This window comes from Micromonospora sp. NPDC005197, assembly GCF_040608295.1.
In the GTDB taxonomy this organism is placed as follows: domain Bacteria; phylum Actinomycetota; class Actinomycetes; order Mycobacteriales; family Micromonosporaceae; genus Micromonospora.
Genome location: NZ_JBEXHY010000002.1, coordinates 70,982 through 92,476 on the forward strand (window position 1 = coordinate 70,982; position 21,495 = coordinate 92,476).

16 protein-coding genes are annotated in these 21,495 nt (G+C 72.9%); 10 read left to right on the top strand and 6 right to left on the bottom strand.

The window, feature by feature from the left end:
- Positions 1 to 122: 122 nt before the first annotated feature.
- From ABZU46_RS01410 to ABZU46_RS01420, 3 genes are all read left to right on the top strand, one after another.
- On the top strand, positions 123 to 974 hold the full coding sequence (locus tag ABZU46_RS01410) for a DUF4245 family protein (protein ID WP_354854113.1): 852 nt from the start codon (positions 123 to 125) through the stop codon (positions 972 to 974).
- Between the two features lie 119 nt (positions 975 to 1,093).
- Positions 1,094 to 1,906, top strand: a complete 813-nt coding sequence (locus ABZU46_RS01415; protein ID WP_354854116.1) for a hypothetical protein — start codon at positions 1,094 to 1,096, stop codon at positions 1,904 to 1,906.
- Between the two features lie 234 nt (positions 1,907 to 2,140).
- Positions 2,141 to 2,992, top strand: coding sequence for a hypothetical protein (locus ABZU46_RS01420; protein ID WP_354854118.1), 852 nt, complete (start codon positions 2,141 to 2,143; stop codon positions 2,990 to 2,992).
- Between the two features lie 64 nt (positions 2,993 to 3,056).
- On the opposite strand, the gene ABZU46_RS01425 is transcribed toward ABZU46_RS01420, so the two are convergent.
- Together ABZU46_RS01425 and xseA are read right to left on the bottom strand one after the other, a co-directional pair.
- A complete protein-coding gene (locus ABZU46_RS01425; RefSeq protein WP_354854120.1) occupies positions 3,057 to 3,278 on the bottom strand; it encodes an exodeoxyribonuclease VII small subunit in 222 nt (73 codons plus the stop codon).
- Positions 3,279 to 3,308: 30 nt separating this feature from the next.
- On the bottom strand, positions 3,309 to 4,550 hold the full coding sequence (gene xseA, locus ABZU46_RS01430; protein ID WP_354854122.1) for an exodeoxyribonuclease VII large subunit: 1,242 nt from the start codon (positions 4,548 to 4,550) through the stop codon (positions 3,309 to 3,311).
- An 85-nt stretch (positions 4,551 to 4,635) separates the two neighbouring features.
- On the opposite strand from xseA, the gene ABZU46_RS01435 reads away from it, so the two are divergent.
- Positions 4,636 to 5,679, top strand: a complete 1,044-nt coding sequence (locus tag ABZU46_RS01435) for a 4-hydroxy-3-methylbut-2-enyl diphosphate reductase (RefSeq protein WP_354854124.1) — start codon at positions 4,636 to 4,638, stop codon at positions 5,677 to 5,679.
- Between the two features lie 103 nt (positions 5,680 to 5,782).
- A complete protein-coding gene (locus tag ABZU46_RS01440) occupies positions 5,783 to 6,193 on the top strand; it encodes a hypothetical protein (RefSeq protein WP_354854125.1) in 411 nt (136 codons plus the stop codon).
- A gap of 23 nt (positions 6,194 to 6,216) precedes the next feature.
- Here the strand turns inward: ABZU46_RS01440 and ABZU46_RS01445 are convergent, their stop codons facing one another.
- A complete protein-coding gene (locus tag ABZU46_RS01445; RefSeq protein WP_354854127.1) occupies positions 6,217 to 7,365 on the bottom strand; it encodes a DNA recombination protein RmuC in 1,149 nt (382 codons plus the stop codon).
- A 54-nt stretch (positions 7,366 to 7,419) separates the two neighbouring features.
- Between ABZU46_RS01445 and ABZU46_RS01450 the strand changes: the two genes are divergently transcribed.
- Entirely contained in the window at positions 7,420 to 8,310 is an 891-nt protein-coding gene (locus ABZU46_RS01450; RefSeq protein ID WP_354854128.1) for a hypothetical protein, read from the top strand.
- 125 nt (positions 8,311 to 8,435) lie between these two features.
- On the opposite strand, the gene ppc is transcribed toward ABZU46_RS01450, so the two are convergent.
- From ppc to ABZU46_RS01465, 3 genes are all read right to left on the bottom strand, one after another.
- Entirely contained in the window at positions 8,436 to 11,222 is a 2,787-nt protein-coding gene (ppc, locus tag ABZU46_RS01455; protein ID WP_354854130.1) for a phosphoenolpyruvate carboxylase, read from the bottom strand.
- A 128-nt stretch (positions 11,223 to 11,350) separates the two neighbouring features.
- Entirely contained in the window at positions 11,351 to 12,364 is a 1,014-nt protein-coding gene (locus ABZU46_RS01460) for a hypothetical protein (protein WP_354854132.1), read from the bottom strand.
- A 590-nt stretch (positions 12,365 to 12,954) separates the two neighbouring features.
- The gene (locus tag ABZU46_RS01465) at positions 12,955 to 13,863 is read right to left on the bottom strand and encodes a cyclase family protein (protein ID WP_354854134.1); all 909 of its coding nucleotides are present in this window, start codon (positions 13,861 to 13,863) and stop codon (positions 12,955 to 12,957) included.
- Between the two features lie 374 nt (positions 13,864 to 14,237).
- Between ABZU46_RS01465 and mfd the strand changes: the two genes are divergently transcribed.
- The 4 genes from mfd to ABZU46_RS01485 all read left to right on the top strand — a co-directional run bounded on the left by mfd (position 14,238) and on the right by ABZU46_RS01485 (position 21,480).
- On the top strand, positions 14,238 to 17,879 hold the full coding sequence (gene mfd, locus ABZU46_RS01470) for a transcription-repair coupling factor (RefSeq protein WP_354854136.1): 3,642 nt from the start codon (positions 14,238 to 14,240) through the stop codon (positions 17,877 to 17,879).
- Between the two features lie 116 nt (positions 17,880 to 17,995).
- A complete protein-coding gene (locus tag ABZU46_RS01475; protein ID WP_354854137.1) occupies positions 17,996 to 18,763 on the top strand; it encodes a hypothetical protein in 768 nt (255 codons plus the stop codon).
- A 2-nt stretch (positions 18,764 to 18,765) separates the two neighbouring features.
- A complete protein-coding gene (locus tag ABZU46_RS01480; RefSeq protein WP_354854139.1) occupies positions 18,766 to 19,770 on the top strand; it encodes a nucleoside triphosphate pyrophosphohydrolase in 1,005 nt (334 codons plus the stop codon).
- Between the two features lie 90 nt (positions 19,771 to 19,860).
- On the top strand, positions 19,861 to 21,480 hold the full coding sequence (locus ABZU46_RS01485) for a DUF885 domain-containing protein (RefSeq protein ID WP_354854141.1): 1,620 nt from the start codon (positions 19,861 to 19,863) through the stop codon (positions 21,478 to 21,480).
- Positions 21,481 to 21,495: the final 15 nt, after the last annotated feature.

Sequence of the window (21,495 nt, forward strand, 5' to 3'; positions counted from 1 at the left end):
CGGCGGCGGAGCGGTCCCGCTGCCGGCTTTGTCGCTGATCCTCACACGATGGCCGACCGGGCGTCGGCGCGGGGCGGTGATGGGCCGGATACCGCCGGTCGGGCGGCTGCGAAGATGGCAGGGTGGAACCCGCACAGCCTGCCGACCGCGTACCCGCCGACCGCACGCCGCCCGGTGGCCAGCCGCCGGTCGACCAACCCGCCGGCGCCGAGCCCGCCGCGACCGGCCCGACGGCGCTGGCCACCGGCGAGCCGGCCCTTGTCGCCGGTGAGCCGGCCCCGGCTGCCGATGAGCCGGCCCTCGTCGCCGGTGAGCCGGCCCAGGCTGGCGGTGAGCCGGCGCCGGACCCGTCGGTGCAGCCTTCGGTGGCCCGGCCGGTGCCGGGTGACGCCGCCGGTGGGCCCGACGACGCCACCGGGGCCGGTGAGCGGTCCGCGCCGCCGCCACGGGTGGCAGCGGCGGCGACCAAGGCCGAGCGGTCGCCCAAGGACATGGCGATCTCGCTGTTGGTGCTGCTGATCCCGATCGCGCTGCTGCTGGCGTTCTACCGGGGCTTCCTCGGCGGCGATCAGGCCACCACTGTCGATCCGGCCCCGGCGATCGAGCAGGCACGGTCGGCGAACATTTTCCCGGTGAGCGAGCCGCATGGGCTCGGCTCCGGCTGGCGTACGGTCAGCGCCCGCTACCAGACCGTCGAGGGCGGCGCGAACCTGCGGATCGGCTACCTCACGCCGGAGGGGCGGGGTGTCCAGCTGCTGCAGAGCAACGTGCCCGCGGAGCAGCTGCTCCCCGCCGAGCTGACCGACCAGAGCCAGCCACAGGGCCCGACGGAGCTGGCCGGGCGCACCTGGCAGCGCTACACGGCCCGGGGGAACCAGCAGGCGCTGGTGCTGCTGGAACCGACCCGCACGGTGCTCGTCGTCGGTGACGCCCGGGACAACGAGCTGCGCGACCTCGCCGGCGCGTTGCGCTGACAGTCCGACATCGATGCGCCCAACGCATCGCCGGTGGGCGTATCCGTTAGGCTCCCTCGGCTCGGTCCGGTCCGCACGCTGCGGCCGGGCCATGTCCATCTCTGTGAAGTGAGAACTCAGTGAACATTCGACGGTGGAGCTTCGGCTTCCTCGCCGCAACCCTGCTCGTCCCCGGCCTGGCCGCGTGCAAGTCCGACGCTGCCGAGCCGGCAGCTGCGCCCAGCCCGTCCGCCCCGGCCGTACCGGCCGACCCGAAGGAGGCGCTGCTCGCCTCCACGAAGGAGGCGGCCAAGGGCGACTTCACCTTCACCCTGACCGGCGCCGACCTGACCGGCGGCGGCCTGGTGCACAAGCCCAGCAACAGCGCGCAGCTGACCATGAAGCTGGGTGACGCCTCCCAGGACGTGTCGATGGAGATGGACCTCATCTACATCGACTCGGAGAGCTGGGTGAAGATGGACATCGGCGGTGCCATGGCCGCCATGGTGCCCGAGATGGCGAAGAACAAGGGCAAGTACCAGCACCTCGACAAGACCAAGGTCAAGGGCATCAAGGACCTCCAGCTCGACCCGGAGACGCTCGACCCGGTCGACAGCGAGACGCTGGTCAAGGGCGTGACTGACGTGCAGAAGACCGGCGAGGGCACCTACGCCGGCAAGATCGACATCAGCGCCTCCACCGAGTCGGTCGCCCTCGACGAGGACGTGGTCAAGGCGCTGGGCGCGCAGGCCAAGGCGCTGCCCTTCACGGCCAAGCTGGACCCGCAGGGCCGCCTCACCGAGCTGGTCATCTCGGTGCCGGCCGCTGGCGAGACCGCCGCGCACGACATCAAGATCGGGTACGCGGGCTACGGCACCGGCACCGGCGCGAAGAAGCCGCCGGCGGACCAGGTCATCGAGGCCTCGGCCGAGACGTACGAGCTGTTCAAGTAGGTCGGCACGACGGATCGGGGCGGCCCAGGGGCCGCCCCGATCCGGCTTTTCCGCACCGGTCACCGCGAACAACCGGACGTCAAGGGCGATTGTCGGACGCGTCGACAGGGAACAAAGAGGGAGTGATCCGGGCGAGCTGCTCGGCCCGGATCGCGCGGCGTGGCCGAAGGGCTGCCGCGTCGCCCGGTTTCCGGCGCCGACCAGGCCGTCGGGTGACCCCCTTGGGAGACACGTATGACTGTTCGACGACTCGGTGCCGGCCTGGTAGCCGCCGCCCTGTTCACGCCCGCCCTGGCCGCCTGCGCCGGCGGTACGACCGGCACCGCTGGATCGACCGCGTCCCCCACGGTGAGCGCGTCCGGCGTACCCAGCGCGTCCGCCGGTACGCCCGTGCCGGGCGACGCCAAGCAGGCGCTGCTGGACTCCACCAAGGAGATCAGCAACGGCAACTTCCGGTTCACCCTCTCCGGCGCCGGCTCGACCGCCGAGGGGCAGGTGCACCAGCCGAGTCAGAGTGCCGCGATGAAGTTCTCCATCGGCGGCCCCTCCTCCGACCTGGCGATGAAGCTCGACGTGATCCACGCCAAGCCGGACAGCTGGGTGAAGCTGGAGCTGACCGGCCCCACGGCCGACAGCCTGCCCGCCATCAAGCAGCTCAACCTCGGCAAGTACCAGCACCTCGACCAGGCCCGCATCAAGGGCAACAAGAACCTCGGCTTCGACTTCGAGAAGGTCGACCCGGCCGGCAGCGCGGTGCTGACCCAGGGCATCACCGAGGTCCGCAGCACCGGCACCGGCACGTACGCCGGCACCATCGACGTCACCAAGGCCGCTGAGGCCGGCTCGCTGAACGCCGCCACGATCGCCGCGCTGGGCACCCAGGCGAAGACGGTCCCGTTCACCGCGAAGGTCGACCCGCAGGGCCGGCTCAGCGAGCTGGTGCTGCAACTCCCGGCCGCCGGGCAGACCGCCGCCCAGGAGATCAAGATGACGTACTCCGACTACGGTTCCGCCACCGCCGCGCAGAAGCCGCCGGCGGACCAGGTCGTCGAGGCGCCGGCCGAGCTCTACAGCCTGTTCAACTGATCGTCGTACGCCGGTGGGGTGGCTCCGGCCGCCCCACCGGCGGTTCCGGCCACCCCGTCCGCGGTCAGGACGCGGGGTCCTGCCGGGCAGCGTCGATCCGCGCCCGAGCGCCGTCCAACCAGCGCTGGCAGATCACCGCCAGTGCCTCGCCGCGCTCCCAGAGCGCCAGCGACTCCTCCAGGGATGTGCCGCCGGCCTCCAGCCGCTCCACCACCGAGGCGAGTTCGCCGCGGGCCTGCTCGTAGCTGAGCCGCTCGTCCGGCCCGGCCTTCGTGTCGTCAGTCATCGCGTCCATCTCAGCACACCCCCGTCCGGGTCACCGCGTCGCCACGTCGCCGTCGACCGTCGCGGCCAGCTCACCGTCGGCGAGGCGGACCCGCAGCGGGTCGCCCTTGCCGACCTCGGCCGCTGCCCGTACGACGTGCCCGTCGGCGCGTTGCACGATCGCGTACCCCCGGTCCAGGGTGGCGGCGGGGGAGAGGGCGCGCAGCCGGGCCAGGGTGTGCCGCAGATCGTCGTCGGCGCCGGCGAGCCGGTGGTCCAGGCAACGGCCGGCGCGCTGACGCAGCCCGGCCAGCTCCGTCGCGCGGTGCTCCACCATCACCTGGGGCCGGGCCAGCACCGGCCGGGACCGCAGGCCGTCGAGGCGGTGGGACTCCCGGTCGACCAAATTGCGGACCGCCCGCTCGAGTCGGTGCCGGGCCTGACCGATGAGGCGTACCTCCTCGGTGAGGTCGGGGACCACCCGCTTGGCCGCGTCGGTCGGGGTGGAGGCCCGCAGGTCGGCGACGTAGTCGACGAGCGGCGCGTCCGTCTCGTGGCCGATCGCGCTGACCACCGGCGTACGGCAGCCGAACACGGCCCGGCAGAGCGCCTCGTCGGAGAAGGGGAGCAGGTCCTCGATGCCGCCACCGCCCCGGGCGATGATGATCACGTCGATGCTCGGGTCGGCGTCCAGCACCTTGAGCGCGTCGACGATCTGCGGCACGGCGGACGGGCCCTGCACGGCCACGTTGACCGTCCGGAACTCCACGGCCGGCCAGCGCCGCCGGGCATTGGTCAGCACGTCCCGCTCGGCGGCCGACGCGCGGCCGGTGATCAGTCCGATCCGGCCGGGCAGGAACGGCAGCCGGCGCTTGCGCGCCCGGTCGAACAGCCCCTCGGCGGCGAGCAGCTTCTTGAGCTTCTCCAGCCGGGCCAGCAGCTCACCGAGCCCCACCTGCCGGATCTCGTCGGCCCGCAGGCTCAGCGTGCCCCGCGCGGCGTAGAACTCCGGCTTGGCGTGCAGCACCACGCGGGCACCCTCGCGCAGTTCCGGAGCGCCGGCGTCCAGCACGTCGCGGTTGGTGGTGACGGTCAGGCTCAGGTCGGCCGACGGATCACGCAGGGTGAGGAAGACAGTCGTGGCCCCGGGACGGCGGCTGATCTGCGCCACCTGCCCGTCCACCCACACCCAGCCGAGCTTGGCGATCCACGCCCCGACCTTCTGCGAGACGACCCGAACCGGCCAAGGCTCCTCCGCGCTGCTCCGCGCAGCGTCCCCACCAACCCCACTCACCCGCCCACCCTACGACCACCCCCGCTGGACCCCGTTGATCATGAAGTTATTGCGCTGGGTGGCGGCGTGTCGTGGCAATAACTTCATGATCAACGGGATGCAGCCCGGGGTTGTGGGCCGTGGTGGGTTGTCGGCGGGCACGTACGATGGGGGGGTGACTGATCTCCGGACCGGCAAGCGCGTGCTCCTGGCCAAGCCCCGCGGCTACTGCGCGGGTGTTGATCGCGCCGTGCAGACCGTCGAGGAGGCGCTGAAGCTCTACGGCGCCCCGATCTACGTGCGCAAGCAGATCGTCCACAACAAGCACGTCGTGCAGACCCTGGAGGCCCAGGGCGCGATCTTCGTGGAAGAGAACGAGGAGGTGCCCGAGGGCGCCACAGTCATCTTCTCGGCGCACGGCGTGGCGCCCGAGGTCTACGAGCAGGCCCGGGAGCGCTCGCTGAAGGCCATCGACGCGACCTGCCCGCTGGTCACCAAGGTGCACCAGGAGGCGAAGCGCTTCGCCGCCGAGGACTACGACATTCTGCTGATCGGCCACGAGGGGCACGAGGAGGTCATCGGCACCGCCGGTGAGGCTCCCGCGCACATCCAGCTCGTGGACGGCCCGGACGGCGTCGACAAGGTCACCGTTCGCGACCCGGAGAAGGTCGTCTGGCTCTCCCAGACCACGCTCTCGGTGGACGAGACGCTGGAGACGGTCGCCCGGCTCAAGTCCCGGCTGCCGCTGCTCCAGTCCCCGCCCAGCGACGACATCTGCTACGCCACGTCCAACCGGCAGCACGTCGTCAAGGAGATCGCCCCCGAGTGCGACGTGGTGATCGTCGTCGGCTCGACGAACTCCTCCAACTCGGTCCGGCTGGTCGAGGTCGCCCTGGACGCTGGCGCCCGCGCCGGTCACCTGGTCGACTTCGCCCACGAGATCGACGACGCCTGGCTGACCGACGCCCGCACGGTCGGGGTGTCCTCCGGCGCGAGCGTCCCGGAGGACCTGGTCAACGACGTGCTGGCGCATCTGGCCGCACGCGGGTTCGCCGACGTCGAGGAGATCACCACCGCCAACGAGCGGCTGACCTTCTCGCTTCCGCAGGAGCTGAAGCGGGACATGAAGGCCGCCGCGACCCGCGGCTGAGCACGTTCGGGTGCCGGATCACGGCGGGCAGGCCGTGCCGCCGGTGGTCCAGCGCGCGGATCACTGTGGGAACGCCGCGTCGTCCCGGTGCGTCGAAGGCGGCATGAGGACCTTTCGGCTCGTCGTCCCCGCCCTGGTCGTCTGCGCGGCGCTGAGCGCCTGCGGGGGGACGGACGGCTCCACCACCCCCGGAGCGCCGTCGGCAACGGTTGGGCAACCCACCCCCGCGTCACCCAGCAGCCCCGCCCCGGCGATCACGCCCTCCCCGCCGCTCAAGTCGCCGGGCGGGCCCAGCGTCCCGCCACCGGTCGGCGCCACCGAACTCACCGGCACGATCACCGCCGGGGTCGAGCCGAACTGCCTGCTGCTCGACGGCTACCTGCTGGTGGGCGGCCCGCGGGACGTGCTGGCTGCCGGCACCCGGGTCACCGTCACCGGCCGGGTGGAGAAGGGCACGATGACCACCTGCCAGCAGGGCACGCCCTTCGTCGTCGAGAGCGCCAACCGCCGCTAGCGACCTCGGCGCCCACTCAGCGGTCAGCGGTCGGCGTCGTCCAGCAGCTCCGGCGCCTGCGGCTGGCGGGGGGTCAGCTCGACCTGGGCGGGGGCCGCCAGCTCGTCGTCCGAGACGCCCAGCTCGGCGAGCTTGCGGGCGCTGACCAGCACCCGCGCCTCCAGCGAACCGACCGCCCTGTTGTACGCGGTCACCGCGCCGGCCAGCGACGAGCCGAGCTTGCCCACGTGGTCACCGAGGGTGGAGAGCCGGCCGTACAGCTCCCGGGCGAGGGTGTGCACCGCCACCGCGTTGCGAGCCAGGGCCTCCTGCCGCCACGAGTAGGCCACCGTGCGGAGCAGGGCGACCAGGGTGGCCGGTGTGGCCAGCACCACGTTGCGGGCGAACGCGTGCTCCAACAGCGTCGGGTCGCGCTGGAGCGCGACGTCGAGGAACGGGTCGGCGGGCACGAACAGGACCACGAACTCGGGGGAGCTGTCGAACGCCGTCCAGTACGACTTGGCGGCCAGGGCGTCGACGTGCCCCCGCAGGTGTCGGGCGTGCGCGTCGAGGTGGGTGTCCCGGCCGCGCTCGTCGCGGGCCTCCATCGCGGTGAGGTACGCGTCGAACGGCGCCTTCGCGTCCACCACCACCGACCGGCCCCCGTGCAGGCGGACCACCAGATCCGGGCGGACGACCTGCTCGTCGGTGGTGGCGGTGACCTGCTCGGAGAAGTCGCAGTGCTCCAGCATGCCGGCCGCCTCGACGATCCGGCGCAGTTGGTGCTCGCCCCAGCGGCCCCGCACCTGCGGCGCGCGCAGCGCGGCGACCAGCTGCTTGGTCTCGGTGCGCAGCTCCCCGGAGACCGCGTTCATCGAGCGGACCTGCTCGCGCAGCTCGGCGTACGCGTCGACCCGGTCGTGCTCCAGCTCGGCGACCCGCTGCTCGTAGCGGCGCAGGCTGTCGTGCAGCGGCGCCACGGCACGGGCCACCGCCTCCTGCGACTGCGCGGTGGCCTCGTAGCTCAACGCCCGCATGGACTGCTCCAGCCGCCCCTCGCCCTCGCGGGTCGCCGTCAGGGTGGCATCCAGCCTGGCGATGTCGGCCGCCGACCGGGACCGGGCCGCGAGCCAGCCCACCGCGCCGCCGGCACCGAGGCACACGATCACCACCAGCAGCGTCGAGACGTCCATCACCGGAGCTTGCCAGACGGGTACGACGTGACACCCGGGGGTACGTTCGATGACATGGAACTTGTGCTGTGCCTCGCGATCGTGCTGGTCGGCGCGCTCGGTGCCGCGGCGCTCATCCGCGCTCAGGGCACCGCCCGTCGGCGTACGGAGCTGGGCGACGCCCGCGCCGAGGCGCACCGCTGGTACGAGCGCCTCGGTGGTCAGCTGTTGACCCTCCAGGGCGACGAGCCGGCGGTCCGTCAGGCGCTGGCCGACGCCGGTGAGCGGTACAACGCGGCGGGTTCGCAGTTGGAGCAGGCGCGTACGCCGCACCAGTTCGCGCTCGCCCGGGAGACCGCGCTTGAGGGACTGGCGTACATCCGGGCGGCGCGGACCGCGCTGGGGATCGATCCCGGCCCCGAGGTGCCGGCGCTGGCCGCCGCGCGGGGTGTCGGGCAGCTCACCAAGGAGCGCGAGGTCGATGTGCAGGGGCAGACCTTCCGGGCCGGCCCGCAGCCGGGTCGGCAGACGCCCTACTACTACCCCGGTGGCCGCTACCAGGGTCGGCCGGTGCCGGCGGGCTGGTATTCGACGCCGTGGTGGAAGACCGCGTTGGGCGCGGGGGCCGGTGTGCTCGGCGGCATGTTGATCGCCGACGCGCTGTTCTCGCCGGCCTTCGCCGACCCGGGATACGGGTACGACGAGGGCTACCAGGAGGGCTTCGGCGACGGCGCCGACTACGCCGACGGCCAGGGCGGCGACGCCGGCGACCAGGGCGGCGACGCCGGCGACCAGGGCGGCGACTACGGCGACCAGGGCGGCGACTTCGGTGGCGCCGACCAGGCGGGCGACTTCGGCGGCGGTGACTATGCCGCCGGCGACTTCGGTGGCGGCGGAGGTTTCGGCGGCGGTGACTTCGGTGGCGGTGACTTCGGTGGTGGCGACTTCGGCGGCGGCGACTGGTGAGCGCCGAGGGCGCTGACTGAGAGCGGTGACTGGTCAGCGGCGGGCCGCTGACCTCTGAACCCTCTGGCTGACATGCGAAACGGGCCCCGGTCGTGGCGACCGGGGCCCGTTGCCGTGCTGCCTGATCAGCCGGTGTTGCGCATGCCGGCGGCGATGCCGTTCACCGTGGTGAGCAGCGCCCGCTCCAGGGCCGTGCCGTCGCTCGGGGCGCGTCGGCCACCCGGGGCGGTGGCCACCGCACGGCCGGCCGCGCCGGATTCCCGGTACTGCCGCAGCAGCGCCACCTGAAGGTGGTGCAGCGGCTCCAGGTAGGTGTCCCGGACGGCCAGGGTGCGCTGGAGCACCGGCGAGTTCTCCAGCAGGGCGGGGGAGGCGGTCACCGCCAGCACCTCGCGCTTGGTCAGCTCGTACTCCCGCTCGATCTGCTCGAAGATCGGGTGCAGCTTCTTCGGCACGAGGGTCTCGACGTACCGGCGGGCGATGCTGAGGTCGGTCTTGGTCAGCATCATCTCGACGTTCGACAGGAACGTGCGGAAGAAGTGCCAGTTACGGTGCATCTCGGCGAGCACGTCCGCCAGACCGGCCTCCCGGGCGGCGGCCAGGCCGGAGCCGACGCCGAACCAGCCCGGCACGATCTGCCGGGTCTGCGTCCAGCCGAACACCCACGGGATGGCCCGCAGCCCGGACAGCCCGGCGCCGGTGTTGGGGCGCTTCGCCGGCCGGGAGCCGATGTTCAGCGCGCCGAGCAGCTCGGTGGGGGTGGACGCCCAGAAGTACGCCGGCAGGTCCGGGTCCTCGACGAGCGACCGGTACGACCGGAACGCCGACTCGGAGACCACGTCCATGGTCGCGTCCCAGCGTTCCAGCATCTCGGCCGGCTGCCGGGGCGCGGTGTGCAGGAGCGTCGCCTGGAGCACCGCGGCGAGGGTCAGCTCCAGGTTCTCCCGCGCCAACGAGGGCAGGGTGTACTTGTCGGAGATCACCTCGCCCTGCTCGGTCACCTTGATCGCGCCGTCAAGCGTGCCGTACGGCTGCGCCAGGATCGCCTCGTGCGTCGGGCCGCCACCGCGGCCGACCGTGCCGCCGCGACCGTGGAACAGCCGCAGGCGTACGCCGTGCCGGGCGGCTACGTCGCGCAGCGCGCGCTGGGCTCGGTGGATCGACCACTGGCTGGTGGTGATCCCGGCCTCCTTGTTGGAGTCGGAGTAGCCGAGCATGACCTCCTGCACGTCGCCCCGGGCCGCGACGAGCGCCCGGTACGCGGGCAGCGACAGCAGCTCGTCGAGGATCTCGCCGCCGGCGTTCAGCTCGCCCGGGGTCTCCAGCAGCGGCACGAAACCGATCCGGGCCCGGCCGCTGTGCACGTCGACCAGCCCGGCCTCGCGGGCGAGCACCACGGCGGCGAGCACGTCGTCCACGCCGAGGGTCATCGAGATGATGTACGACTCGATCACCTCGGTGCCGAACCGGTCCTGCGCCTCGCGGATCGTGCTGAACACGTCGAACGTCTTGCGGGCCGGCTCGGTCAGCGGGGTGTCCAGGGTGGACAGCGGCCGGCGGCCGGTCAGCTCGTCGGCGAGCAGCTTGGTGCGCTCCAACCGGCTCAACGCCGGGTAGTCGGACACCTCGCCGACGGCCTCGTACAGCTGGGCGAGCACCGCGTGGTGCGCCTCGGCGTGCTCCCGGACGTCCATGGTCGCGAGGTGCAGGCCGAACGCGGAGACCGTCCGGATGGTGGAGGCCAGCCGGCCGACGGCGGTGAGCTGCCCGGAGTTGCGGGCCAGCGAGGCGCGCAGCAGGTCCAGGTCGGCGATCAGCTCGGCGGAGCCGCGGTAGTCGCGGCCCGGGACGTGGGCGGTGCCCTGGCGGAGCCGCTGCCGGGTGTTGGCCAGCTTCGCCTTCACGCAGCGTGCCTTGAGCCGGTACGGCTCCTCGGCGTTGACCCGACGGAACCGGGGGGCCACCTCGGGCAGCGCGTCGAGGTCGGCGGCGAGGCTGGCGGAGAGGTCAAGCGACACCCCACGCAGTCGGCGGGACACCGAGACCTCGTTGATCAGGTGGTCCATCGCCTTCTCGGTGGCCGCGATGCCGTGCTCGTGCTGGATGGTCAGCACCTCGCGGGTGACCGCCGGGGTGACGAACGGGTTGCCGTCCCGGTCGCCGCCGATCCAGGTGCCGAAGCTCAGCGGGCGGGCCGTCGGCGACGTCTCCACGCCGAGGGTGCGCAGCGTGTCGGCCAGGTCGTCGAGCACCTGCGGGGCGGCCTCGGCGTACAGGTCGCGCAGGTAGTAGATGGCGTTGCGGGCCTCGTCGGTCGGGTCGGGCCGGTCGAGCCGCAGCTCGTCGGTCTGCCACATCAGGTCCAGCAACTCGGCCAGCCGGCGGTTGGCCGGGCCCTCGTCGCTGGCGCCGTAGAGGATCGCGTTGGCGGTCTCGGTGTCCAGTTCGTCGGCGATGGCCCGCAGCTTGGACAGGATCGAGCGGCGGGCCGCCTCGGTCGGGTGGGCGGTGAAGACCGGCCGGACCGCCAGCCGGCGGGCCGCGGCGGCGATCTCCTCGGCCGGCACCCCCCGCTCGGCGATCATCTTCGCCGCCTGGTCCAGCCAACCGCCCTGCACGGCGCGGCGGCGACGCAGGTCCCGAGCGCGGTGCACCTGTTCGGTGATGTTGGCCAGGTGGAAGTAGGTGGAGAAGGCGCGGGCCAGCTTGGTGCCGGTGGTCACGTCGAGCCCGCCGAGCCGCTGGGCGGCGGCCGGGACGTCGGAGCGGACCTGGGCGCGGATCTCCTCGACGAGGTCGAGCAGCGGGCGGCCCTCCTGGCGGGCCAGGGTCTGGCCGAGGAGGGTGCCGAGTCGGCGGATGTCAGCGCGCAGCGCGGCGTCCGGGCCGTCGTGGTCGTGCTGGTCGGTCACGATGCGCTCCTTACGTGAGTACGAAGGACAGCGCTGTCCGACTCCCTGGATGGTATCCGCGTCGGGCCGGCTGGCAGGAGGGGCTCTCCGCATGCCGTGCCGTGACACGGAACACCTCGGAGATCACTTCAGGGCCTTGCGCGGTCGGTCGCCCGGCGGCCCCGCACCCGGGTCGCGCCGAGCAGGGCGGCCAGCCCGAGCACCGCCCAGAGCACCAGACCGGTCACCGGCCAGCCGATCGAGCGCCGGTCGAAGTACACGGCCGATTTGATCAGGTCGGTGGCCAGGCCGGGCACGTTCCACCGGTGCATTCCGCGCAGCCAGGTGGGCAGGAACTCGGGGGCGTAGATGCCACCGGAGCCCGGGTTGCCGAGCACCACCAGCAACAGGATGACCAGCCCGGTGCCGAGCACGCCCAGCCAGCCCTGGACCGCGGCGGCGACCATCGCGGCGGCGAAGGCGGCCAGCATGCCGACACCGGCGACGGCCGGCAGGTCGTGGTGCCAGACGTCCAGCACCGGGCCGACGATCACCGCCCCGACGATGCCGAGCGCCACGCTGTAGACGGCGAGCGCCCCGATGCGCAGTCCGGCGCGGCGCAGGGTGCGCGGGGCGGTGCCGGCGGAGATGCCGAGCACGGTCGAGGCCAGGTATCCGCCGAGGACGTACCCGATGGCCAGGTAGAAGGGGACCAGGCCGCGGGGGTCGGTGCCGGCGACCGGCACCTCGTCGGTCACCCGCAACGGCAGTCCGGCCTGTTGGGCGGCGCTGGTGAGCACCTGGATGACCAGGTCGGTGGCGGACGGTGCGCTGGCGCTGGCGGTGGTCAGGACGAGCCCGCCGTCGGGGGCGGAGCTGAGCACCGCGTACACCTCGCGGCCGGTCAGGCCGTCGTCGGCGGCGCCCGGGTCGGCGTACTCGATGGCTTTGATCTTGTTGGTCCGGTCACGGACGGCGGCCAGGACCGTGCGCGCGGGCTGGTCGCTCGTCGCCACCCCGACCGGCACGTCCCGGGGGTGCGGCTGGTGCAGGGCGCCGACGTACGCGGCGATGAAGGCGGCGGCCAGCGCGAGGGTGCCGAGCAGCAGGCCTGCGGTGCGGGGGAGCCAGTCGCGTACCCGGACCTCCGGCGCCTCGTCCACCACGTCAGCCTAGGGCGACATTCAACCTGTTTGCGGCATTTCCCGGCGAGCGGCGAAGGTGAGCAATTTTCTTCAAGACCGTCCGGGGTGCCTCTCGCAAGGATGGTCCCCGTTGGTCCGGAAGCCACCCGTCCGGGGTGGCCGGATCGGGGCACGCGGGCCTATTCGGGGAGTTCCGACGCCTGGGCCGGACCTGTCGCGGGCCGCTTCGTGCGCGCCTGAAGGAGCGCCCCAGGACGATCTTGTGCCGGTCCTCCGCGACCGTCTCCGTCCAGCCGTGGTTCTCCACGATGCAGCGCACCTGGTAGATCAGCATTCCGTCCGGATGCCCCAGCACCCGCCACCGGGCGGGCGTTGTGCGGCGACGCGGATCACTGCCGACTCCCTCAGCGGGCATCGTCCCCCCTTGGCACGGCGACCTCGTCACTACCCGGCCCGATTCTGGTCACTCGCCAACCCCTGGTCCACCCCGAGCGGCGGATCGCTCCGACCCGGCTCTGCGGGCTTGCCCGGCCCGTGCCGGCCGACCTGGGCCGGTTCGGTCGCCAGGCTCGTCGGCTGGGGTCCGCGGGTCGGAGAGTTGGCGTGGATCAGGGATTGACGACGGCGAAGGCGCGGACCGGGAAGGTGCCCATGCCGGCCACCATCGGTGGGGCCGCGGTGAAGCGGAACCCGCTCGGCGGCAGCGCGCCCAGGCCGGTCAGGTGCTCCACGATCGGGACCCCGGCGGCGAGCAGAATGCTGTGCGCGGGGCGTACGCCTCCGGCCGCCGGGCTCATGTCGTCGATGTTGATCGAGTCAATGCCGACCAGGGCCGCGCCGGCGTCGACCAGCGCCTGCGCGGCGTCCCCGGTCAGGTAGGGCGCCTCCGGCCCGCCGTACCGCTCGGTGCCGAAGTGCGCATCCCACCCGGTGTGCAGCAGCACCGCGCGCCCGGCCACCTCGTACGGGGCCAGCATCAGCCGGTCCACGGCTCGGGTGCCGGCCGGTACGCGGACCAGCACCCCGGGCAGGTCGGCGAGGCGGTCCAGCGACACCCCGGTCAGGTCGTCGCCGCCCGACCAGCGGTGGGCGGGAGTGTCCACGTACGTGCCGGTGTTGGCGATCATGTCGATCCGGGCCACGTGGAACTCGGTGCCCGCCGCGTACCGCTCGCGGGATGCGGCGAAGGTCAACCAGTCGGTGAGCCGAGGAGCGGGCCACCCCGGCAGGGTGGTCATTCCGTCGCGGATCACGTGGCTCAGCTCGACCAGCCGGCGATCGGCGCCGGAAGCGTCGACGCCCCGGCCGCCCTTGTGCGGCTCCTCGATGATCGTCTTCGCGCTGATCCGGACCTCGGTGACCATCAGCAGGCCGAGGTGCCGGACGAACAACGCCGCCAGATCGTCGTCGGTGATCTCCCGACCCGGAATGTCCAGCCGGAAGCCCTCGGTGCGCAGCCCGCCGCCGTTGGCGAAGCTCACCTCCGCGTCGAACTGTGCGCGCCACTGCTCACCCATCCCGAAACCCGACCACGCCTGCCGGCGGCGGTCAAGATCTTTCCCGTTTCCGACCGCCTCGGGGCCCGGTCAGCGCTCGCCCGCCGCCCTCTGCGGCAAGATCCGCACAACATCAGGGAAGTTGCTGCCTCCCGCGCCCCGGAAGCAGCAACTTCCGGGAAGTTGTGTGGATCTTGGGACGAGGGGTGGCCTGCGCGGGAGCGGACCCGGGCCGGGGTGCGGACCCGGGCCGGGGGTGCGCGGCGCGGGGCGACGCGACCTGGGCGGAAGGGGGTGGCTGTCGGTCGACGGGGATAGGCTTGTCGGCGTGCACCCCCCGTCCGGCTGGACGAGGGGCCGCCGTGGTGTGCGCCGACTCCCCTGGAAGGAATCCCTTGCTCACCGGTCTGTTCTCCGCCGCCCTGGCCGACCCCGGGCTGACCCGGGCGCGTGACCTGGCGCGCTCCGGTGCCGCCCAGGTCGACGGCCTCGACATCACCGCTCCGGCTGCGCTGCGCCCGTTCGCGGTGGCCGCCGTCGCGGCCGACCCCGACGGCGCCGGTGGCGGGGCCGGGCGACCCGTGCTGGCGGTGACCGCCACCACCCGGGAGGCCGACGACCTGGCCGCCGCGCTGGGTGCGCTGCTGCCGCCGGAGCAGGTGGTGGTCTTCCCCTCCTGGGAGACGCTGCCGCACGAGCGGCTCTCTCCCCGCTCCGACACGGTGGGCCGCCGGCTGGCCGTGCTGCGCCGCCTCGCGCACCCCGAGTCGACCGACGCGCACGGCGGCACCGGGCCGCTGCGGGTGGTCGTGGCACCCGTCCGTTCGCTGCTGCAACCGCAGCTCAAGGGGCTCGGTGACCTGGAGCCGGTGCAGCTCGCCGCCGGCGAGGAGGCGGACCTGGAGGAGGTCGCCCGCCGGCTGACCGACATGGCGTACGCCCGCGTCGACCTGGTCACCAAGCGCGGCGAGTTCGCGGTGCGCGGCGGCATCCTGGACGTCTTCCCGCCCACCGACGAGCACCCGTCCCGGGTCGAGTTCTGGGGCGACGAGGTGGAGGAGATCCGCACCTTCGCCGTCGCCGACCAGCGGACCATCGAGCAGGTTCCGCTGCTCTGGGCGCCGCCCTGCCGCGAGTTGCTGCTCACCCCGGCGGTCCGCGAGCGGGCCGCCGCGCTGGCCGAGCAGCACCCGGAGCTGGCCGAGATCCTGGACAAGCTGGCCGAGGGCATCCCGGTGGAGGGGATGGAGTCGCTGGCCCCGGTGCTGGTCGGCCCCGACTCGCTGGAGCTGCTGCTGGACGCCATGCCGGCCGGCACCCACGTCCTGCTGTGCGACCCGGAGCGCATCCGCACGAGGGCGCACGACCTGGTGCGTACCTCGGAGGAGTTCTTGCAGGCCAGCTGGGCCGCCGCCGCGGTCGGTGGCCAGGCCCCGGTGGACGTCGGCGCCGCCGCCTTCCGCACCCTGGGCGAGGTCCGCGCCACCGCCGCCGACCTCGGCCAGCCGTGGTGGACGCTGTCCCCGTTCGGTCTGGGTGAAGCCGAGACGGCCGAGACGCGCCAGCCCTGGGAGGACGCGCCCGAGCAGGCCGTGGTCACCCCGGACGACGCCATCGCGGTGACCCTCGCCGCGCAGCCGGCCCCGCTCTACCACGGCGAGACCGCACGGGTGGTCGACGACCTCAAGCGCTGGGCCGGCGAGGGCTGGTCGATCGCGCTGGTCTTCGAGGGGCACGGCCCCGCCCAGCGGGCGGTGGAGGTGCTGCGCGACGCCGGGCTGGGCGCCCGGCTGACCGAGGAGGTGCCGACCGCGCCCGCCCCCGGCGAGCTGGTCGTCTCCTGCGGCGCGCTGGGCAGTGGGTTCGTCGACGAGGCGTCCCGTTTCGTGCTGCTCACCGGCAACGACGTCACCGGCGGTCGGGGCACCTCGACGCGCGACATGCGCAAGATGCCGAGCCGTCGGCGCAACACCATCGACCCGCTGGAGCTCAAGGCCGGCGACTTCGTGGTGCACGAGCAGCACGGCATCGGCCGGTACGTCGAGCTGGTGCAGCGCACCGTCAACGGCGCGAGCCGGGAATACCTGGTCATCGAGTACGCGGCCAGCAAGCGTGGCCAGCCCGGCGACCGGCTGTTCGTCCCGACCGACCAGCTCGACCAGCTCTCCCGCTACGTGGGCGGCGAGCAGCCGACGCTGCACAAGATGGGCGGCTCGGACTGGCAGAAGTCCAAGGCGCGGGCTCGCAAGGCGGTCCGGGAGATCGCCGCGCAGCTCATCCAGCTGTACGCCGCCCGCAAGGCGTCCAAGGGCCACTCGTTCGGCCCGGACACCCCGTGGCAGCGGGAGCTGGAGGACGCGTTCCCGTGGCAGGAGACGCCAGACCAGCTCGCCGCTATCGACGAGGTCAAGCGGGACATGGAACAGACCGTCCCGATGGACCGGCTGATCTGCGGCGACGTCGGCTACGGCAAGACCGAGATCGCGGTCCGGGCGGCGTTTAAGGCCGTGCAGGACGGCAAGCAGGTGGCGGTGCTGGTGCCGACGACGCTGCTGGTGCAGCAGCACTACAACACCTTCGCCGAGCGGATGAGCCAGTTCCCGGTGCAGATCCGGCAGCTGTCGCGGTTCCAGACCCCGAAGGAGACCGAGCGGACGCTGGAGATGGTCGCCGACGGCACCGTCGACATCGTCATCGGCACCCACCGGCTGCTCCAGACCGCGACCCGGTTCAAGCAGCTCGGTCTGGTGATCGTCGACGAGGAGCAGCGGTTCGGCGTCGAGCACAAGGAGCACCTCAAGACGCTGCGGGCCTCGGTCGACGTGCTGAGCATGTCGGCCACCCCGATCCCGCGCACCCTGGAGATGGCGATCACCGGCATCCGGGAGATGTCCACCATCGCCACCCCGCCGGAGGAGCGGCACCCGGTGCTCACCTTCGTCGGCGCGCAGGACGACCGGCAGGTCGCCGCGTCCATCCACCGTGAGCTGCTTCGCGACGGGCAGGTCTTCTACCTGCACAACCGGGTCGAGTCGATCGACCGGGCGGCACGGCGGCTGCGGGAACTGGTCCCCGAGGCGCGGGTCGCGGTGGCGCACGGCCAGATGGGCGAGGAGGCCCTGGAGAAGGTCATGGTCGGCTTCTGGGAGAAGGAGTTCGACGTCCTGGTCTGCACCACGATCGTCGAATCGGGCATCGACATCCCGAACGCCAACACCCTGATCGTGGAGCGGGCCGACCTGCTCGGTCTGGCCCAGCTGCACCAGATCCGCGGCCGGGTCGGCCGGGGTCGGGAGCGGGCGTACGCCTACTTCCTCTACCCGCCGGAGAAGCCGCTCACCGAGCACGCCCACGAGCGGCTGGCCACCATCGCGCAGCACACCGAGCTGGGCGCCGGCATGTACGTGGCCATGAAGGACCTGGAGATCCGGGGCGCCGGCAACCTGCTCGGCGGCGAGCAGTCGGGGCACATCGAGGGCGTCGGCTTCGACCTGTACGTGCGCATGGTCGGCGAGGCCGTCTCCGCGTTCAAGGGTGAGCGGCCGGAGGAGGAGGCCGACGTCAAGATCGACCTGCCGATCGACGCCCACCTGCCGCACGACTACGTGAGTGTGGAGCGGCTGCGCCTGGAGATGTACCGCAAGCTCGCCGAGGCACGCGACGAGGAGCGTCTGCGCGAGGTCGTCGCCGAGATGACCGACCGGTACGGCGAGCCGCCGGCCCCGGTGCAGAACCTGGTGGCGGTGGCCCGGTTCCGCCTGCTGGCCCGCCGGTACGGCCTGAGCGACGTGACCATGCAGGGCAAGCACATCCGGTTCGGGCCGCTGCCGCTGCCCGACTCGAAGCAGATGCGGCTCAAGCGCTACCACCCGGACGCCGTCTACAAGCAGGCCACCGACCAGGTCAGCGTGCCCCGACCGACCACCCGTCGGGTCGGCGGCGAGCCGCTGCGTGACCAGGCGCTGCTCGAGTGGTGCGCGCAATTGCTCTCCGACGTGCTGGGCGCCCCCGCCCCGCTGGTCGCCGCGGCCGGGTGAGCACGGCGCTTCCGTCGTACCCCCAGGTGCGGGTGCGTCGGAGTCGCCGTGCCGAGCGCGCGGGTGGAGGTGGGGGGCGTCACAGCGCCCGGTGATGGCGTGAGAGAGTGACGGTCATGCGTGCTCGCCGTCTTGTCGCCGCCGCCACCGTGGCGGTCGGCATCGTCGCCCTCTCCGGTTGCCGTGCCGAGCCCGGTGTCGCCGCCTACGTCGGGGATCACCGCATCACCCAGGATGCGGTCACCGCCATGCTGGACGACCTGCGGGCGAAGAACCCGACGCCCCCCGCGGAGGACCCGTCCGCCGCCGCGCAGCCGCGGCTGCCCGGCCCGGCCGAGGTGACAAGCGTGCTGGTGCTGGGCGAGGTGTGCGGGCGGGTGTCCAAGGAGAAGAACTACCAGCCGCGCGCCCAGGTGTCGCCCGAGCAGGCCGCCCAGCAGTTCGGGCTCTCGCCCGACACCCGGTACGTGCGCTCGGTCGCCGAGCTCTACACCTGCCTGTCCGGGGTGCCGTCCGGCGAGGCGGTCGCCCCGACCGACAAGGAGTTGGCCGACGTGGTCGCGGCGGGTCGCAAGGCCGCCAAGATCCCGGCCAACGTGAGCGACGAGGACGCCGCCCGTCAGCTCGACGGCGAGCAGTCGCGCGACCAGTTGCGCGCCGCGCTCGCGACCCGCAGGTCGCTGGTCGAGGCGGTCGAGAGTCACGACGTGACCGTCAACCCCCGGTACCGGCCGCTGGAGTTCCCGGTGCTGACCTTCGAGGGCAACGCTCCCGCGGTGAGCGTGCCGCTGGGCGAGGCGGGCTCCGGAACGGTCACCGACGTCTCCACCCCGGACGCGGTGCCGTCGAGCGCGAACCCGGACGCCGAGGGCACGGCCAGCTGAGCATGACGGCACGGATCGTCCTGCTGGTCACCTCACCCCGGTTGCCGGCCGGCCTGCTGACCTCGGCCGCCTGGGACGCCGTACGCCAGCATCCGGTCCTGGCCGGCGCGGAGAGCGAGTTGACCACGGCCGTGCGCCAGGCGGGCGCCGAGGTGAGGATCGTGGACGGCCCGGCGACGCAGCCCCTGCTCGACACGGTCGCGGCGCACGGCACGGCGGTCTGGTTGGCCGGCCCGGCCGGCGACGAGGCCCTGGCCCGGGAGCTGGGTCTGCGGCTGGCCCGGGAGCCCGGGCTTGCCGAGTTGGAGCTGATGTACGGCTCGTGGGACCCGCCGGGGGCCCGGCTGCTCGACGCGGTGGCCGTGCTGGACCGGCTGGCCTCGCCGGGCGGCGACCCGTGGAAACGGGCGCAGACGCACCGCAGCCTCGCGGGCTACCTGCTGGAGGAGAGCTACGAGGCGTACGACGCGATGGTCGCGGACGACACCGACTCGCTACGTGAGGAGTTGGGCGACGTGCTGCTGCAGGTGGTCCTGCATGCCCGGCTCGCCGAGGAGCTGCCCGAGGGCGAGCGGTGGACCATCGACGACGTGGCGGGTGGCCTGGTCGACAAGATGATCCGGCGCAATCCGCACGTCTTCGCCGGCGCCGAGGCGGGCACGCTGGAGGAGATCACCGCCAACTGGGAGCGGATCAAGCGGGTCGAGAAGGCGCGCGATTCCGTCCTGGACGGTGTGGCGCTGAGCCAACCCGCCCTGGCCCTGGCCGCGCAGATCCTGGAACGCGCCACCCGCAACGGCATCGAGGTCCCACCTCCGCTGGCCGCCACGCAGGTGGACGCCGAAGCGAGACTGGGCGCGAGCCTGCTGGCAACCGTCGTCGCGGCCCGCGAGGCGGGTATCGACCCCGAAGCGGCCCTCCGCCGGGCCACCCTGGCCTACGCCCAAGCCGTCCGAGCCGCCGAAACCCAGCCCGCACCCCCACCCCCACCCGTCGACCCACGGTGATCAAGAGGTTCGCGTCAGGATCCGGCTCGGATCTGACCCAAACCTCTTGATCACCGAGGTGGGCGCGGGGGGCTGGGTAGGGTGGGGCCGGTGGAGGAGTTTGGGGTACTCGCGGAGCGGGTTGTTGAGGCTCTGCTGGAGTCGCGGCCGGGGGTTGCCACCTCGGCGGGCGATCATCGGTTCGACGACCGGCTGCCGGATCTGTCCGCCGACGCGCTGGCCGCCGATCGGGTGATGCTCTCCGACGCGGCGAACGCGCTGTCCGAACTGGACCCCGACTCGCTGGACGTCGACGAGCAGGTGGATCACGCGCTGCTCACCTCCTTCGTGGACCGGGAGCTGTTCGAGCTCACCGAGATCCGGTCGCACGAGTGGGATCCGCTGCACCACAATCCCGGTCCGCTGCTGCACCCGCTGCTGGCCCGTCCGTACGCCCCGGCCGAGGTGCGGTTGACGCAGTTGGCCGGCCGGCTCGCCGCCGTACCGGATGCCCTCGCCACCGCCCGCGCGACGCTGCGGGACATGCCGCGGATCCACGCCGAGACGGCGGTCGGGCAGTTCACCGGCACGGCCGCGCTGATCCGCGACGAGCTGCCGCCGCTGATCGCCCAGGCGCCGGGCAGCCTCGACAAGGTCGAGCCGGCGGCCACCGCCGCGATCGCCGCGCTGGAGGAGTTCGTCGCCTGGCTGCGCGTCGGCCTGGCCGCCGACGCGGGCCCCGGCCGCGACCCGCGACTGGGCCGCCGCCGCTGGGAGGCGCGGCTCTGGCACACCCTCGACACCGAGCTGGGGGCCGCCGAGATTCAGCGCCGCGCCTGGGCCAACCTGGACCGGGTCACCGCCGAGATCCGCGACGCGGCCGTCGAGCTGGTCGGTGGCCGGGCCGACGACGAGACGGTACGCCGGGCGCTGGACGTGCTCGCCGCCGAGCACCCGGACGACTCGACAATCGTCGAGCTGGCCGGGGTGACCCTGGACGAGGCGACCGACTTCGTCCGCCTGCACGACCTGGTCACCCTGGTCGACGACCGGTGCGTGATCCAGGAGATGCCGGAATTCGCGCGGGGCGTCGCCGTGGCGTACTGCGACTCGCCCGGCCCGCTGGAGACCGCGGCGGTGCCGACCTTCTACTGCATCGCGCCCACCCCGGCGGACTGGTCGGCGCTGCGCGTGGACTCCTTCTACCGCGAGTACAACGACCACATGGTCCGCAACCTCACCGTGCACGAGGCGATGCCCGGCCATTTCCTGCAGCTCGCCCACGCCCGGCGTCACGTCGGCGGCACGAGGGTGCGGGCGCTGGCCCGCTCCGGCCCGTTCGTCGAGGGATGGGCGGTGTACGCCGAGGAGCTGATGGCCGGGCTCGGCTTCGGTGGCCTGCCGGTGCGGTTGCAGCAGCTCAAGATGCAGCTCCGGATGACCATCAACGCGCTGCTCGACCAGTTGGTGCACGCCGAGGAGCTGCCCGAGGCCGAGGCGATGGCGCTCATGACCGGGCGCGGCTTCCAGGAGGAGGGCGAGGCGGCCGGCAAGTGGCGCCGGTCGCTGCTCACCTCGACGCAGCTCTCCACCTACTTCGTGGGGTACAGCGAGATGGCCGAGATCGCCGCAGCCCGCCCGGACGGGGTGTCGGTGCGCGACTGGCACGACGCGATGCTCGCCCAGGACTGCCCGCCGCCGCGCCACCTGCGCACCCTGCTGGGCATCTGACCGGGTCGGTCGAGC